This window comes from Campylobacter concisus, from assembly GCF_003048905.1.
In the GTDB taxonomy this organism is placed as follows: domain Bacteria; phylum Campylobacterota; class Campylobacteria; order Campylobacterales; family Campylobacteraceae; genus Campylobacter_A; species Campylobacter_A concisus_V.
The window spans coordinates 188,249-203,662 of the sequence record NZ_PIRO01000002.1; the positions used below are offsets into that span (position 1 = coordinate 188,249).

Annotated in this window: 13 protein-coding genes; 3 read left to right on the forward strand and 10 right to left on the reverse strand. The window is 40.1% G+C overall.

What is annotated here, in order from left to right:
- Nucleotides 1–209 precede the first annotated feature (209 nt).
- The 7 genes from CVS95_RS07125 to CVS95_RS07155 form a co-directional block, all read right to left on the reverse strand.
- A complete protein-coding gene (locus tag CVS95_RS07125; protein ID WP_107696089.1) occupies nt 210–3,200 on the reverse strand; it encodes a molybdopterin dinucleotide binding domain-containing protein in 2,991 nt (996 codons plus the stop codon).
- A gap of 13 nt (nt 3,201–3,213) precedes the next feature.
- Complete coding sequence (locus CVS95_RS07130; protein WP_107696090.1) at nt 3,214–3,951, reverse strand: 4Fe-4S dicluster domain-containing protein; 738 nt, start codon at nt 3,949–3,951, stop codon at nt 3,214–3,216.
- Nucleotides 3,952–4,144: 193 nt separating this feature from the next.
- Entirely contained in the window at nt 4,145–5,278 is a 1,134-nt protein-coding gene (locus CVS95_RS07135) for a glycerate kinase (RefSeq protein ID WP_107696091.1), read from the reverse strand.
- Complete coding sequence (locus tag CVS95_RS07140; RefSeq protein WP_107696092.1) at nt 5,275–6,669, reverse strand: GntP family permease; 1,395 nt, start codon at nt 6,667–6,669, stop codon at nt 5,275–5,277. The genes CVS95_RS07135 and CVS95_RS07140 overlap by 4 nt, the downstream gene beginning before the upstream one ends.
- Before the next feature lie 166 nt (nt 6,670–6,835).
- On the reverse strand, nt 6,836–7,801 hold the full coding sequence (locus CVS95_RS07145) for a phospholipase A (RefSeq protein ID WP_107696105.1): 966 nt from the start codon (nt 7,799–7,801) through the stop codon (nt 6,836–6,838).
- Nucleotides 7,794–8,369, reverse strand: coding sequence for a molybdenum cofactor guanylyltransferase (locus tag CVS95_RS07150; protein ID WP_107696093.1), 576 nt, complete (start codon nt 8,367–8,369; stop codon nt 7,794–7,796). The genes CVS95_RS07145 and CVS95_RS07150 overlap by 8 nt, the downstream gene beginning before the upstream one ends.
- 104 nt (nt 8,370–8,473) lie before the next feature.
- Nucleotides 8,474–8,962 carry a hypothetical protein gene (locus CVS95_RS07155; RefSeq protein WP_107696094.1) on the reverse strand — a complete coding sequence of 163 codons (489 nt, stop codon included), beginning with the start codon at nt 8,960–8,962 and terminating at the stop codon, nt 8,474–8,476.
- 117 nt (nt 8,963–9,079) lie between these two features.
- Here CVS95_RS07155 and CVS95_RS07160 point away from each other — a divergent pair, with 117 nt between their 5' ends.
- Entirely contained in the window at nt 9,080–9,316 is a 237-nt protein-coding gene (locus CVS95_RS07160) for an SWEET family sugar transporter (RefSeq protein ID WP_265094524.1), read from the forward strand.
- Between the two features lie 65 nt (nt 9,317–9,381).
- On the opposite strand, the gene CVS95_RS07165 is transcribed toward CVS95_RS07160, so the two are convergent.
- The 3 genes from CVS95_RS07165 to CVS95_RS07175 all read right to left on the reverse strand — a co-directional run bounded on the left by CVS95_RS07165 (nt 9,382) and on the right by CVS95_RS07175 (nt 13,319).
- Complete coding sequence (locus CVS95_RS07165) at nt 9,382–9,849, reverse strand: hypothetical protein (protein ID WP_107696095.1); 468 nt, start codon at nt 9,847–9,849, stop codon at nt 9,382–9,384.
- A gap of 8 nt (nt 9,850–9,857) precedes the next feature.
- Complete coding sequence (gene leuC / locus CVS95_RS07170; RefSeq protein ID WP_107696096.1) at nt 9,858–11,123, reverse strand: 3-isopropylmalate dehydratase large subunit; 1,266 nt, start codon at nt 11,121–11,123, stop codon at nt 9,858–9,860.
- A gap of 84 nt (nt 11,124–11,207) precedes the next feature.
- Nucleotides 11,208–13,319, reverse strand: a complete 2,112-nt coding sequence (locus tag CVS95_RS07175; RefSeq protein WP_107696097.1) for a TonB-dependent siderophore receptor — start codon at nt 13,317–13,319, stop codon at nt 11,208–11,210.
- Nucleotides 13,320–13,554: 235 nt separating this feature from the next.
- Here CVS95_RS07175 and CVS95_RS07180 point away from each other — a divergent pair, with 235 nt between their 5' ends.
- Both CVS95_RS07180 and CVS95_RS07185 read left to right on the forward strand, forming a co-directional pair.
- Entirely contained in the window at nt 13,555–14,877 is a 1,323-nt protein-coding gene (locus CVS95_RS07180; protein WP_107696098.1) for an NFACT RNA binding domain-containing protein, read from the forward strand.
- Nucleotides 14,878–14,880: 3 nt separating this feature from the next.
- Nucleotides 14,881–15,225, forward strand: a complete 345-nt coding sequence (locus CVS95_RS07185) for a hypothetical protein (RefSeq protein ID WP_107696099.1) — start codon at nt 14,881–14,883, stop codon at nt 15,223–15,225.
- Nucleotides 15,226–15,414 lie beyond the last annotated feature (189 nt).

Consider the following 15,414-nt stretch of genomic DNA (forward strand, 5'->3'; position numbering starts at 1 on the left):
AAAGCAAACTAGCAATACTAAATTTAACTCATGCAAAATTTAAAACATTATTTAACTATGAAACCCTATAAATATATGAGGAAATTTTAGCTTGCAAGCAGCCTAAAAGCTTGCTCTGTATCTAAATTTACAATCCATCAGTCAAAAGCTCTTACAAAAAGCGAAATTTGGCAAGCAAATTTTATTCTACTCGCCAAATTTATATCGGCCTAGCCGATCTTTCTTATCTTTGCAGGAAGTGCTTGTCTAGCACAAGTGCCAACCAACCAGTCATTTAAACTAAATTCGCCATTTCTTTTTGGATCAAGAAGTCCAAGCTTATTATGATTGACCCCTTTTTCTAAATTTGCGATCCCAAAAGCTGGCTTTCCATCGACGATGTGCGTTCTTATACCAAACTCATCATGACCAAATCCATGCTCGATACTAATAACTCCGCTAGCAACGCCATCCGTCACAAACGCCTCGCCAACTTGTGCTCCATAAGGAGTAGTCACTTTGACCTTATCGCCTGAGCGAATGCCCTGCTCACTTGCGATATCTGGTGCTATCCTTATGAAGTTGCTAGGATGAACAGCTCTTAGCCTTGGGCTAACAAAGGTGTAGAAGTGTTGGATATTTGACTTTCTTGAGCTCACTGTGTATTTCCACTCAGAGCGTGGGAAAAATTCCTCAAGCGGCGTGCCGTCACTTGCTACTGGTAGCATCAGGCTTGGCACTCCTGGCATAAATTCGCCTGTTATTGAGTGCCTGTGTCCGCCAAGTGGTTCATAGTAGATAGAAGCTGGCGTAGGCGCTGGCACTTTTATGGTTGCTTTATCACCCTTATATGCGCTCTCGTAGCTATCGTATCTGCCGCCTTTTGCTAGTATGTGCGCTACTTTTGGCTTCTCTTCGTCTTTTAGATAAGGATCGAGTTTTGTCATCACTCTTGATATCTTACTAAGCTTTTTGTCCTCGTCGCTTATATCTTTCACACCCTCACCATCAAAGGCTAAATTTACTAGTGCAGCCGCGTAATACTGCTCTTTTACGTCAAGGTCCATGAAATTTCCATCTTTGTCTTTGAAGGCATTTTTGCCAAAGCCTTTTAGTCCAAGCCTCTTTGCTACGGCTATATAAAATGCCTCAACGTCGATCGCGCCGCCGTTTTTATCCTTTGCCTGCTTTGAGCTAACGGCTGGATAGCGCACGACTGAAGTTTTAGCGATCGTTCCCCAAAGAGAGTTTGGAAGTGCCCAGTTTTCTAAATTTACCCCATCTGGCACGATGTAGTCAGCATAGGCGTTTGTCTCGTTCATAAAGGCGTCTATGCCCACAAAAAGTGGTAAATTTTTACTATCTTTTAGTACGTCTAAAACCGCTCTTTCAAGTCCTGCTTGTCCGTAAAGTACGTTTGTCATGTAGTTTATGAAAACTTTTACTTTGTATGGATAGCCAGCCTTGTGGCTCGTAAGAGTTTCGTTTACAAGTGGCATTGAGATAGGATACCATGGCTGAGTTGATGGATAGCCGCTGCCGCCAGCTGCTACTTTACGCTTATACTCAGAGCTTGTTTCGTAGTATTTGCCTGATCTTGATAAATTTAGACCATTTGGTTTATAAGCGCCCTCAAAGCTCTCAAGGTCATATCTGCCCTTTAAAAACTCGTGTGTGCCGGCACTTGCATTGACGTTGCCGCCTTTGTAGCCATAAGTGCCCATGAGTGTGTTTAGACAAAGTATCGCAAAAGTAGTCATACCGGCTTGCGTATGCATCATACCGCCATGCACGTTTGTGCTCACCTGTCTGCCGTTTTTGGTGAAATTTTCGCAAAGCCAGATGATATCTTCAATGCTTACACCACAAATTTTTGAGTACTCCTCTAAGCTATGTTTATAAGCTGATTCTTTTAAAAGCTGCATTGAGCTTTTTACCTCGACCTTTTTGCCGTCTATTAAAATTTTACCTTTGTAGTAGAGCTTGGCTGGTTCATTTACCTTGTAGCTTTGTATCTTGCCATCTTGTGAGCAAACCTGCCATTCATTGTTGATAAGTGCAAATTTACCATAGTCTTTGTGGTCTTTTTCGGTGATGACTAGATGCGTGGCATTACACCAGTGTATCTCGCCTGCTAGCTTTGCCTGGTCTAAATTTGGCTGGATAAGGTAGTTTGTAGCGTATTTTTCATTTTCTATGATCCAGCGTATCATCGCCATAGCTAGAGCTGAGTCGGTGCCCGGCTTTATCGCTATCCAGCGGCCTTTGTCTGAAGAGGCGTATTTTACAGCATTTGTAACGCTTGGATCGACCACTGCGTAGCTAAAGTCATCTCTAGTGCCTCTTGCATAAGAGAGCATTTTTGCCTGTTTTTGGAAAGGGTTGCCACCATTTGACGGCGAAGTGCCCCAGTAGATAACAAATTTAGAGTTTTCATAGTCTGGTTTTGTATGTGCAAAACCCTTTGCGTTGTGTGCGATCTTGCCGCCGACCCTAAAGCCACCACCGCAAATTCCGCCGTGAGAGTAGTGATTTATAGTGCCAAATGACTTTTTAACAAAGCGATCAACAATGTCAGAGCGCCCGTCATATAGATAAAAACTTAAAAATTGATTACGCTTAGTGCCGTACTCTGGGTTTTCGCTATCAATTAGCTCGTCGCTATATATCGCTCTTAGCCCATCAACATGCCCCTCACCAAAGAGATCTCCGCCCTCTACGACCTCTTCTACTAGCTGCTCAAAGCTTATGCTCTTCCACTTGCCTTCGCCTCTTTTGCCAACTCTTTTTAGCGGAGTTAGTATCCTTGCAGGTGAGTCTATCATCTCAGGCAATATCACCCCTCTAGCGCAAACCGTGGCTCGCTTTTCATCTTCGCCGCTTAGTGTTGTGGCAAGAAGTGCGTCATTTATCGATGTGTCAAAATTTGCCCAGTGTACGTTTGAGAGTGGGTGGTATGGGTTGCCACTACATCTTAAAACTCGGTCGTTTTTGTCATCCACATGAAGTCTTATGCCACACTTCGTCGTACAGCCATGGCACATCGAAAAGATAACACTATGTCCATCACTAAGTGAAATTTTACCGTCCTTTACTCGAAATTCGGGCTCTAGCGAGTTTGACTGCGGTTTATAGTCATCCTTATCTTCATCTGCCAGCATAGCACTCGTGGTTAGTGTTGAGAGCACGGCTGATCTTTTTAAAAATTCTCTTCTTTGCATTATTTATTTCCTTTTACTGTGCTATCTCTTCGCTCCAGCTGATAACCTTTTTATATCCATTATCAAGCTCGAGTTTCTTATCGTTTTTAGCCAAAATCTCACTAACGCCGTGGTAGAAAACCTGTGGATTTGTATTTTTAGGGCTATCTATAACCATAGTCTCGTGTGTGGCTAGAAATTTTCTGATATTTGAGTTAGGATCGTTAAGATCGCCTATTATACGGCTACCGCCCACACAGCTCTCTACGCATGCTGGCTGAAGCCCTGCTCTTAGTCTGTGGTCACAAAAGGTGCATTTATCGGCCTTATAGGTATGCATACTAAGATATCTTGCGTGATATGGACAGGCCTCTACGCAAAGCGCACAGCCTATGCACTCTTTTGTATCAATCTTTACTATGCCATTACTTCTTTGATGGCTAGCACCAGTTGGACAAACACTAATACAGGCTGGATTGTTGCAATGGTTGCAAAGCCTTGGAAGTGACGCAATGACTGCCATTTTACCGCTCTTATCTCTTGCCTCATACTCGGAAACAATGGTTCTAAAAGCGCCTGGCTGAACGTCGTTTTCTAACATACAGCTCATAGTACATGACTGACATCCAACACATCTTGTTAGATCTATCGCCATGCCGTAACGAACACTACTACCACTAAAGTCTTTTGGTGCAGCCTTTAGTGCGGTCGTAGCAAAAAATAATCCTGCAGCTGCAATAAAGCTGCGACGAGAATTTAAGGTCTGTTGCATAAAAATTCTCCTTTCTTTTTAGAATTTTTTCTTATTTTAACATAGTAAATATTTTTTCTAAAGTTTATTTTATATTTTTGCAAAATGTATTAAATTTTGAGAATTTTTGTAGCACTTAAAAGATAGAATTTGGATAGTAAATTTTAGAAAGAAGTGGGAAAAAGATAGAAAATAAACTTCTATCTTCTTAAATTTATGCTTTGTAGTTCAGCATATAAAGGCGAATGACTTGCTCTGCTGTCATCTTTAAATTTCTAATCGCGACATCTTTTCTCATCGCTTCTTCAAGACTTACTGGTTCATTTAATATACAAAAATAGGCATCAATCCCATTTTTGTGGCAATCTTTGGCACATTTTTGTACGCTTCCAGCAAATGCGATCACTGGCTTATGGTACTTTTTGGCTAGTTTTGCAACCCCAGTTGGTGTCTTGCCCATTGAGCTTTGAAAGTCCATGCGGCCTTCGCCAGTGATGACTAGATCAGCCTTTTTGATCTCATCCTCAAGCGCAATAGTCTGTGTAATGATCTCAATACCTGGGCGAAGTTTCGCTCCTAAAAATGCCACAAATGCAAAACCAAGTCCGCCAGCTGCGCCAGCACCTTTTTGTGTGTGAAATTTACTATTAGTCTTTTCCTTTACAAGAGCTGCAAAGTGTTTTAGCCCATCATCAAGCTCTTTTACCATGCGGCCATTTGCACCCTTTTGAGGGGCATAAACGTGGGCTGCTCCATTCATGCCATAAAGCGGATTATCTACATCGCAGGCGATTAAAAATTCGCAATCCTTTAGCTCTTTTAGTGCCTCTTCATCTGTAAACTCATAAATTTTGGCTAAATTTTCGCCTTTTCCTTCAAGTAAAACACCATCTTTATCATAAAATTTAAAGCCAAGTGCACTAAGCATGCCTGTACCAGCGTCATTTGTTGCACTTCCACCGATACCTATGATAAATTTTCTGGCACCTTTAGCAATGGCATCTTTTATCATCTGACCAAAGCCAAATGTGCTAGTCTTTAGTGGATTTCTCTCATCTGGATTTATGAGTGTAAGGCCAGAAGCACTTGACATTTCAAGTATTGCAAGGTCATCTTTTAGTGCATATCTAGCTAAAATTTCAATTCCAAGTGGATTTTTAACTATCGTATCTATAAATTTCGCACCAAGTGCATCAGCCATCGCCTCTACACTACCCTCGCCACCATCTGCGATAGGCTTGACAACGACCTCACAGCCAATCTCTTCTAGTCCTTCTTTTACAGCAAGGCCCGCCTCAAGCGAGCTAAGCGAGCCTTTTAATGAATCAATCGCAACTAAAATTCTCATAAAAGCACCAAAGATAATATGTAAACGCTAATTATACCAACGATGCCCATTATAAACGTCATAGCTGTTTGTGTGCGATATCCTTGTTCTGCGCTCATCTTGCTAAAATTTGTCACAACCCAGAAGTAGCTGTCATTTGCATGAGATACACACATCGCACCAGATGCTATCGCCATGACGCAAAGTGCAGCCGAAAGCTCGGTCGTAAAGCCAAGTGTATGCATGAGCGAGTTGTCGGCACTAAATGCGCCCATGATAGATGCTGTCGTGATGATAGCCACGGTCGAGCTTCCTTGAGCGGTTTTTAGCACGGCTGAGATGATGAATGGGAAGAAAATTCCTATCGCTTTTATGGCGGTTGCGTTTTCTTTTATGAAATTTACAAAGCCGGCCTCAGTGATGACATTACCCAAAACACCGCCAGCTGCTGTGATAAAGAGTATCGGTCCAGCGATCTTTAAAGACTCGTTCGTGATATGGTCAAATTCTCTTATCTTTCTGGCTTCTACTAATAAAAATACGCAAAAGATCACGCCAATTGCAAGAGCAATGATAGGATTTCCTAAAAATAAAAGTATCTTTGGCAAGAGAGCCGTTTTATCAAACATGCCTTGTTTTGCTAAAACATCGACAATAGAGCCGATCGCCATAAAAATGATAGGCATGATAATAGGTGCAAGGCTCAAAAATCCACTAGGTAGCGTGCCAAATTTCTTCAAAAGCTCTTCGTAGGTAGCTGTGATAGTAGCGTCAGCATCTTTGTCGCTGATAGTCACACTTTTGCCAACACTCTTTGAAAAGAAATAAACAGCTATCAAAACAGGCACTGAAACGACTGTTCCCATAATGATGACAAGGAGTAAATTTCCGCCAAGACCAAGTGTTCCTGCAGCTGCTATTGGGCCAGGGGTTGGCGGGATGAAGACGTGAGAAGCGTATAGGCCGCCACTAAGTGCGACTGACATCGCGACTGGGCTTGCTGAAATTTTCTTATAAAGCGCCTCGCGAATAGAGTTTAAAACGACAAATCCACTATCGCAAAATACCGGTATGCCAACAACCCAGCCCATGATGAGCATAGCAAGCTCTGGACGCTTTTGTCCGACTAGTTTTACGACCATATCAGCTAGCTTTAAAGCAGCTCCCGTTTTTTCAAGCACAGTGCCGATGATCGTTCCAAAGATAATAACGATACCGATACTCTTAAATGTGCCACTAAAGCCAACACCTATCATCGCTGGGATCTTGGATAGATCGATGCCTGCGATGATCGCAAGAACCAAAGAAATACTCATAAGTGCCAAAAATGGATGCACTTTTAGCTTAGAGATCATAACGATCATAAGTATGATGGCTACAACAAAACAGACAATTAGTGAGATTCCGCTCATAAAAACTCCTTTGCTCTGAGATTTTGCTTAAGATTTTAGCAAAATTTGCTTGTATTTTTTCTAATATTTTTAAGTTTTTTGATTAATTAAATTTTTTTGACATATTTGAGTAAATTTATGACTGTTTGCCTAAATTTAGCCATTTTATAAGTTTAAAAATTTTAGCTTATTTTAAAACAATAAAACCGAGACCAAATTTATCAGTATGCCTATTATAATCAATCAAACTCTCGCCATATCCCGTAAAATACTGTAAATAGCCATAAACTCCGGTTGAGAAGATAGGAAACATATATGAAATTTCAGCAGCACCTTTATTTGTTTTATCAAAATGTAAGTTATTTCTTAGCATTAGGCTAAAAATGTGATCATTAAGGTTGTAGCTAAGCCTTACATCGCCGTGTCCTATGTATTTTAATATATCTTTATTATCGCCCTTATTGCCCACTACCATCCAAGCTCTTGGCGAAATGCTAAGCTTGCCAAAAACAAAATCACTTTGCACATAAGCTCTATTCCAGCTTCTTGAATTGCTACCATCTCGTCCATTTGACTCATGCAAAAGTCCAAATTTTAGGTTTTTAATACCTATTTGCTCCAAATATTTTGGCGAAGCAAAATTTAGAAAAATTTCTGGCTGATAGTTTGTCTCACGAAATGGCGCTGAAGTTCTTGTTATCTGCCACCAAGATGTCTGCGTGTAGGCTGCCACAAGGCTCTCTCTAAACCCAAATAGGTCATAAAATAACGGCTTTGCAAGGCTTATTTGAAACTTAGTTTCAACGCTTTTTCGCTCATCGTTTGGCACATTTTTGGCATAAGTTACTGGCAAAAGGTAGTTAAATTTATAAAGCTCGATACCAAGTGCATTTTGTAAATTTTTACCATTTTTATCTTCTCTTAAAAGATCGGCTTGCTTTAGCTTCGCCTCTCTTGGTGCTGGCTCGCTCTCTTGCACATTTTGCACCACTTTTTGCTCGTTTAAAGAGCTTTTGGCTAGCTCTTTATAAATTTGCATCGCAGCCTTTATGTCGCCACTTTGCTCCAGCTCTTGTGCTCTTTTAAAATCATCTAGCCCACTTGCCATCAAAAAACTAAGGCCAAGGCTTAAAAATAATAAAATTTTACTCATCATCTATCTTCTTTTCTTGGATTTTCTTTGCCATTTCGTATTCGTCAGGGAAATTTACGTTAAAAAACTGCTCACTATCTTTAAAATTTACGACTTTGCATTTACAGCTTTTTCTCAAAAGTCCAATTTTATGCTCATTTTTTAAATAAAACTCATGAGCCAAAGTGGCAAGCCCTGGGCTAAAAAAACCACAAAGCGAGTGAATGTGCTCATTATCACTAGCCACGACCATGTCAAATTCATCTTTAAATTTAGCAAGCTCTTCTAAACTTTTAAGATCAAAAAATGGCATATCAGCTGGTATCACAAAAATACTATGATCAAAATTTTTAAGAATGGAGTAAAGCGCGAGCATTGGCGAATAGTTATTGCTATTTTCATCTTTTATAAGCTTTAGTGCTGGGCTAAATTTCTCAAATTTTGAGCTTACATAAACTTCGCCAAAAACTTTGCTAAATTTCGCAACCTCATAATGAGTAAGCGTCTTAAAACCACCAAATGGCAAAAGTGTCTTATCTTGCCCCATACGCGAGCTTTTGCCACCTGCTAAAATCACGCAAGTTTGCATCTTTTCCCTTAAGAAAGTTATGAGGCTAAATTTAGCTAAAAGCGGCTTTGATCTACCAAAAATATGTGATAAAAACTTATTTTTGTTTATGCTACTTGTAAAATTTAAGCCTGCTTTGCCCTTTTCATTGTTAAAAATTCCTCGTAGCGACGATCAATGATAGCTTTGATCAAGGCATAGTTTTCTTGTGAGTTTTCTATATAAAAATAGGCGTTATCAAAGTATTTTTCACCAAATTTTTGCGAAACAAAATCCGTATAATCCTGCAAATACCAACCATACATTTTGGCAAATTTTGTCCGATCAGTCGTATAGTAAGCTTTTGCAAAGGCTTTACCAACAGTATTTAGCTCCGTACTTCCAAGTACGCCGTCCATAGCATCAAAAAGATACTGACGATAGTTAAAATTTTCATCCATCTGTGCTATATCGTCCGCAAAATCTGCCGCAAATTCCTTTGAGTAAAATTTGTGTTCCATGCACCAGCGAAAGAAAAATGCAATGTGTGTTGCACCGTTTTCATGCGGTATATCAGTCGGCGCATCTTTCGCACCCCAATGCCATTTTGCTTTGTCATATACTATATCTGGCATTTTTATCCTTTTAAAATGCTCAATTTTACTAAAACCATCTTAATCGCAGTAAAAATCATGGCTATTTTATCCATTTGCTTGCTACTATTTAAAAAGATATAATGGCAAAATCTACAAATTTTAGGCTGGATCGGCACATACCTATCAGTTGTTATGTACTTTTCATACATCCCACAAATAATGGGTAACCTTGACGGCAACAAGACGCCTTTTATACAGCCACTGGCAGCCGCACTAAACTGCACAATCTGGACAAGTTACGGCCTATTAAAAGCTAAAAAAGACTATCCACTTTCTGCTGCAAACTTCCCAGGCATAATCTTTGGTCTTTTGGCAACTATAACAGCATTTTAATACGCCATTTAGATGTTGCGGTGATTTTACAATAAAACATTATTTGCTTCGCCGCAACAACTAATTTATAGTGTTTGCGCTATTTTAGCTAACTTTTCTTTAATTATATTGCCTTTTGAGCTTAGCGAAAAGATCATTTGTACTAGCTCCTCAGTTGTTGCCTCTATTCTTTTGTCATCACTATCTAAAGTTCTGAATTTGTTTAGGATAAGCGGACCGGATTCTTGATATGTAGACATAAAATCCTTATAGTCCTCTTGCAGTTCTGGTGCGTAAAAACTGATAAGCGAGTGTAATTTACCAATTTCAAATTTTGGATTTTCTATATTTAAATTTGGATTTATTAATAAAGCTACTTTGTAATGTACTCCCCCTAAAATATCCCCAACTATAATAAACGCTTCCTCTAGCTTTTGTCGCCTGAGTTTATTTTTCTCTTTTTTCGTGTTTAGATTAGCGTACACCCATTGCGCACACATTGTTAGGACTGCACCAAGTACAATTTTCAATGAGTCAGATATCAAACTATCCATATTATTTTTTATAAGTCCCTTGGATCGGCGATTTTACCTGCTATGGCTGAGGCTGCTACAACTGCTGAGTTGGCTAGATAAATTTCACTCGTTCTATCGCCCATACGTCCTACGAAATTTCTATTCGTCGTCGAGATACAGCGCTCATTTGCACCTAAAATTCCCATATATCCGCCAAGGCAAGCACCACAAGTTGGGTTGCTCACAACCGCTCCTGCTTCGATGAAAATGTCGATTAAGCCTTCTTTTTCGGCAACTCTTGCGATCTTTTGCGTCGCTGGAGTGATGATGAGCCTTGTTTTGCGGGCTACTTTTTTGCCTTTTAGGATCTGCGCTGCTATGCGAAGGTCGCTTAGACGGCCATTTGTGCATGAGCCGATAAATGCCTGATCGATAGCTAGATCGTCGCGAACCGCTTGTCTTACGCTCTTGCCGTTGCTTGGCAAAAATGGATATGCGATAACTGGATCAAGGTTTGTGACATCTATCTCTAAAATTTTGTCGTATTTTGCGCCCTCGTCTGAGTAGAAGAATTTTGGTTTATCACGCAAAATTTTATCTTTTAAAAACTCTTTTGTGATCTCATCAACCGCGATGATACCGCTCTTTGCACCAGCCTCGATCGCCATATTGCACATTGAAAATCTATCATCCATGCTAAGGCCCTCTATCACCTCGCCACTAAACTCAAGCGCCTTGTAAAGTGCACCATCAACACCTATTTGTCGGATGATCTCAAGGATGAGATCCTTGCCGTAGACGTGCTTATCAAGCTTACCTTTAAAGACGACCTTGATACTCTCAGGCACTTTAAACCAGTTTTTGCCAGTGATCATGGCATAAGCTAGGTCGGTGCTGCCCATGCCAGTACTAAACGCTCCAAGGGCACCGTGTGTACAGGTGTGGCTGTCTGCGCCGATGATGACGTCGCCTGGGATGACTAGTCCCTTTTCAGGCAAAAGTGCGTGCTCGATGCCCATATCTTTTTCATCAAAATAGTTTTTAAGGTCGTGTTTGTAGGCAAATTCGCGTGAAATTTTAGCTTGATTTGCGCTTAAGATATCTTTTGTTGGGATGTAGTGATCCATCACGATAGCAAAGCCGTCTGGGTTAGCTAGCTTTTTAGCGCCACTTCGCTCAAACTGCTTGATCGAAATAGGCGTCGTGATGTCGTTACCTATGATCATATCGATCTTGCTCTCGATGATCTCTCCTGCGCTTACCTCTTTGCCAACGTGATCTGAAAATATTTTCTCGGTGATAGTTTGTTTCATAAATTTCCTTTAAATTTTTGAGGCGATTTTAACGAAAATTGCTAAATTTAAAGAAAATTTACTAAGCCAAAAGGCTTAGTAAAATTAAAATTTAACCGACGCAGTCAGCATAAACTGCCTGCCATATCCTGGCACAATGGCTAGGATATTGTTGCCCTCTGAGTTATAAGAAGTGTAGTAAATTTTATCAGTCAAATTTTTCACATTAAACTGGAAATTTGTCTCATAGCCTGAAATTTTGGTTGTGTAGCTTGCAAATGCGTCATAAGTCACAGCATGGGGCATCTTGTACGCGTTACCAGAATTTGAGTAGGCAAACCATGAGCCAAAGTATCTAGCCCCACCGCCTAGCCTAAAGCCCTTTAAGCCAAGGTGTGTAAAGTCGTAGTTTGCGAGCAAGCTTGCCTGGTGCTTTGGTGTGGCGTCAAATGGCTTGCCAACCTTCCAAGTGTTCTCCTCGTCTTTTAGAGTCTTTGTCTTTGTATAGGCGTAGCTGGTCCCTAAAGTAAGCCCCTTTGTTATTTTGCCGTTCGCGTCTAGCTCAAAGCCACGTGAGCGCACCTCGCCACTTGCGTAAGTGATGTTGTTTAGGCTATAGGCTACGTTTTTCTTTTTGATATCAAAAATAGCTGCGGTAGCTGTAATGCTATCGTTTTGAAATTTGCTTCCAAACTCGATAGAATTGCCCTCTTCAGGATCTAGCGAGCCAAGATCGTCATTCATAGATATTTGCGGCTTAAAGCTTTGAGCGTAGTTTGCATATACCGACCACTCTTTGTTTAGTAGATAGACTAGGCCAGTTTGATATATCAGCTTGCCATCGTGGCTGTCGGTGGCTGTTTTAAATGGCTCGCCCTTGCCACCAAGCTGATCGTAGTACTCGTATCTTAAGCCGAGTGCGTAGATTAGATTTTCGGTTAAATTTATATTATCTTGCACGTATGTGCCAATGCTTCGTATCCTTTGATATTGTTTGTCGTTTTGATTTGGTGTTTTTACTAAAGAGGCGGTGCCAAAGACTAGGTTATATAAATTTACGTTATTTACTCCGCCTTGACTTCTATAAGAATTTGCCCTGCGGCGAAGCTCCTCTTTTAGATCCACGCCTGTTATTAGGTTGTGCGAGATGGGGCCGGTCTCAACTATGCCGTTTAAATTTACCCCACCAGCGTGAGTTCTGTGTTCAAAATCGCGATAGTAGGAATTCTCTCTAGTGACTAAGCCGGTTGCTGGAGCAAAATTTCTAACCCTCATTTGTCCGTACTCGTGCATCGATCTTGTAAAGGCGTAGTTTGCTTTTAAAAGCCAATTTTCGCTCAAATTTTTCTCAAAACCGACATCAAACGTGTGAATTTCGCCCTTTATCTCGTTAAATTTCTCATCGAGCCTCTTTTTTGGATCACTTAGTAGAAATTTCCCGTCCCAGTTTTTATATGCGGCAGTTTTGTTTGTCACCATGTAGCTACCGCGGTCAAGCGGATCGGTGTAGCGTCCGTATGAGTAGGCAGCATCGATACGGTAGTCATCGCCTTTGTAGCTGAGGCTTGGGGCTACAAGCACGGATTTAAATTTGCCATACTCTCGCCAGTAGTGTTTTCCGCTTTGATCGAAAATAAATCTATACGCAAAGCCGCTTTCTCCGATAGGTCCGGTGCTATCAAAGCCATAGTTATAGTAGTGGTTGTTGCCAGCGCCAGCGTAAATTTCATGACTAAAGTCGTAAAGCGGTTTTTTGGTGACTAGATTCATGATGCCACCAGGGTCTTGCACGCCGTAAAGCAAGCTAGCTGGCCCTTTTAGCACCTCTACTGTTTGCACGGTTGCGTTAAAGCTGTGTCTAACGCCAGCTGGAGTGCCATTTCGCATGATCGATCCATCTCTGTTTTTGCCAAATCCACGCTTCAAAACCGCGTCAAATACCCCTCCAGTGGAGTTTGCGTAGCTAACGCCGCTCACGTTTTGAAGGCTCTCAGCTAGGGTCTCTGGCTTTTTATCCTTTAGCTGCTGCTGGGTTACAACGTTTACCGTCTGCGGGATCTCAAGAATTGGCGTATTTGTCTTGCCTACCTCACTCGTTGTGGCTCTGTAACCATCATCTGCGCTATCTTCAATGTTAATTCCATCTAAGCTTACATCAGTAGCATTTAAAGCAGAAATAGCAAAACAAAGCACCGCACTAATGCGAAATTTATTCATTTATCATCCCTTAAAGAAAATTTAATATTATAAAAATAGTTATCATTATATAAAAATATATTTTAAATTTTTATGAAAAAAATTTACGAAAAATTTATATTTTAATAACATTACAAATAAAACATTTGGAAAAAACTAAACATGGATCAGAAAACAGATTTTTACTATTCTTTTCATAGCTAGCGATAAAGCTTTTATTAAAACATTTTTGCAACATTTCTGATATAATCCCCACATGAAGTACTCACATTTAGTTCAAATGGCAAGTTATTTATCAAATTTTACAAAGATAAACCAAGCAAAACGCATTAATGATATGGCTATTTTGATCGAATTTAATGGCGAGAAGATCATCTTTGATCTAAACAAATCAAACTCCGCTATCTACAAAGATGACGAGCTAAAAGAAGCAAAAATTTATCAAGCGCCATTTGATAACGTCCTAAAAAAGCGCTTTAACGCCTCGCATATAAAAAGCGTTGAGTGCTTGAAAGATAATAGAATTTTAAAATTTATCTGCACGCAAAGTGGCTCATATAAAAGTGAAAATTTTATCCTCTATCTTGAATTTACTGGCCGCTTTACAAATGCTGTAATAACTGACGAAAACAACGTGATAATCGAGGCACTAAGACACATCGATAATAGCTACCGTAAAATAGAAACTGGCGAAGTTTTAAGAGAGCTTCCAGCTATCACCATCAAAGAAAAACCGTGCGAGCCCATAACTGACTTTGAGGCGTTTTTTAGAAGTGAAGCGGTCAGAGTAAATGAGTCTAGGATATCTAGCTTAAAAGAGGCAAAGCTTACAAGCGTGCAAAAAAAGATAGATAGCATGAGCGAAATTTTAAACTCGCTTGAAGACAAAGGTGAGCTGATGAGAAAGAGTGAAGAAGCTGCGAATTTAGGATCGCTTTTGCTTGCAAATTTGGGAAATTTTAAGGGTTATGAGAGAGAAATTTGCCTGAAAGATTTTGATGGTAATGAGATAAAACTAACTCTTAGCGATATACCAAAAAATAGTGCAAATGAGTTTTACGCAAGATCAAAAAAGCTTCGCGCAAAAGCCCTTGGCGTGGAGATAGAAAAGAGAAATTTAAGCGAAAAGATCGAGTTTTTTGAAGGATTAAAATCTCTTTTAAAAGAAGCGAATAGTCTTTATGAGCTTGAAATTTTAAGCCCAAAAAATAAGGCAAAACAAAGAGAGAGACATATAAAAGATGTAAGCGAAAATACTGAAATTTTTTACGTTAGAGAATTTAAGATTTTAGTTGGTAGAAATGAAAAAGGCAATATAAATTTGCTTGATCTTGCTAAAAAAGATGATATTTGGCTTCATCTAAAAGACGCCCCAAGCGCCCATGTCATCATCAAGACAAACAAGAGCAAAGTGCCAGAAGACGTGCTAGAAATGGCTGCTAAATTTTGCGTGGAATTTAGCGTAAAAGGGGCTGGCAGATACGAGGTGGACTATACCAAACGCGAAAATTTAAAACGTGAAAACGGTGCAAATGTCACTTATACGAACTATAAAACTATCATCATAAATAAAGGCTAAAAAATGGCTGTAACACCTTTAGGAAATAGTAACTTTATAAATCAAAACGCACCAGTAGTATCGCAAGTGCATGCAAATCAACAAGCTAGATTTGATATGCAGTCTTTGATGGCAGCTGAGCTTGCCTCGCAACAAAGTGAAGAGATCAAAGAGGTTCGTCCGATGGAAGAGTCTTATAAAATAGACCCTGAAAAGGAACATGAACGCCAAAAAAATGAAGAAGAGGCAAGTGAGTTTGAGAGCGAAAAACAAAATTCAAGAGATAGTGACGGAGAAAATTTGGACGATATAGCAGATAATGAGGAAATAGTGCCTAGCGAACATCATATGCTTGACATAACTATTTGATGCCTAAACACCCCAGCCCCACAAACACCATATCTCAAGTCAGTGATACTCTCCCCAATACCTAACCCTCCTTCAAATCTTTAACGCAGTAAATGATAAAGAAAAACTTTTTAAGATCCACTCTGACTCACCCAAAGCCTGCCCACTTGGTAGCAAGATCGAGGGACTCTTAACTGGTCACTTCCTAAA

Bases quoted from the DNA above. Each gene is read 5' to 3' on its own strand.
- CVS95_RS07125 (WP_107696089.1), bottom strand. From the start codon at position 3,200: ATGCAAAGAAGAGAATTTTTAAAAAGATCAGCCGTGCTCTCAACACTA.
- leuC (WP_107696096.1), bottom strand. From the start codon at position 11,123: ATGAAACAAACTATCACCGAGAAAATATTTTCAGATCACGTTGGCAAA.
- CVS95_RS07185 (WP_107696099.1), top strand. From the start codon at position 14,881: ATGGCTGTAACACCTTTAGGAAATAGTAACTTTATAAATCAAAACGCA.
- CVS95_RS07165 (WP_107696095.1), bottom strand. From the start codon at position 9,849: ATGGATAGTTTGATATCTGACTCATTGAAAATTGTACTTGGTGCAGTC.
- CVS95_RS07145 (WP_107696105.1), bottom strand. From the start codon at position 7,801: ATGAGTAAAATTTTATTATTTTTAAGCCTTGGCCTTAGTTTTTTGATG.
- CVS95_RS07175 (WP_107696097.1), bottom strand. From the start codon at position 13,319: ATGAATAAATTTCGCATTAGTGCGGTGCTTTGTTTTGCTATTTCTGCT.
- CVS95_RS07130 (WP_107696090.1), bottom strand. From the start codon at position 3,951: ATGCAACAGACCTTAAATTCTCGTCGCAGCTTTATTGCAGCTGCAGGA.
- CVS95_RS07150 (WP_107696093.1), bottom strand. From the start codon at position 8,369: ATGCAAACTTGCGTGATTTTAGCAGGTGGCAAAAGCTCGCGTATGGGG.
- CVS95_RS07135 (WP_107696091.1), bottom strand. From the start codon at position 5,278: ATGAGAATTTTAGTTGCGATTGATTCATTAAAAGGCTCGCTTAGCTCG.
- CVS95_RS07140 (WP_107696092.1), bottom strand. From the start codon at position 6,669: ATGAGCGGAATCTCACTAATTGTCTGTTTTGTTGTAGCCATCATACTT.
- CVS95_RS07155 (WP_107696094.1), bottom strand. From the start codon at position 8,962: ATGCCAGATATAGTATATGACAAAGCAAAATGGCATTGGGGTGCGAAA.
- CVS95_RS07180 (WP_107696098.1), top strand. From the start codon at position 13,555: ATGAAGTACTCACATTTAGTTCAAATGGCAAGTTATTTATCAAATTTT.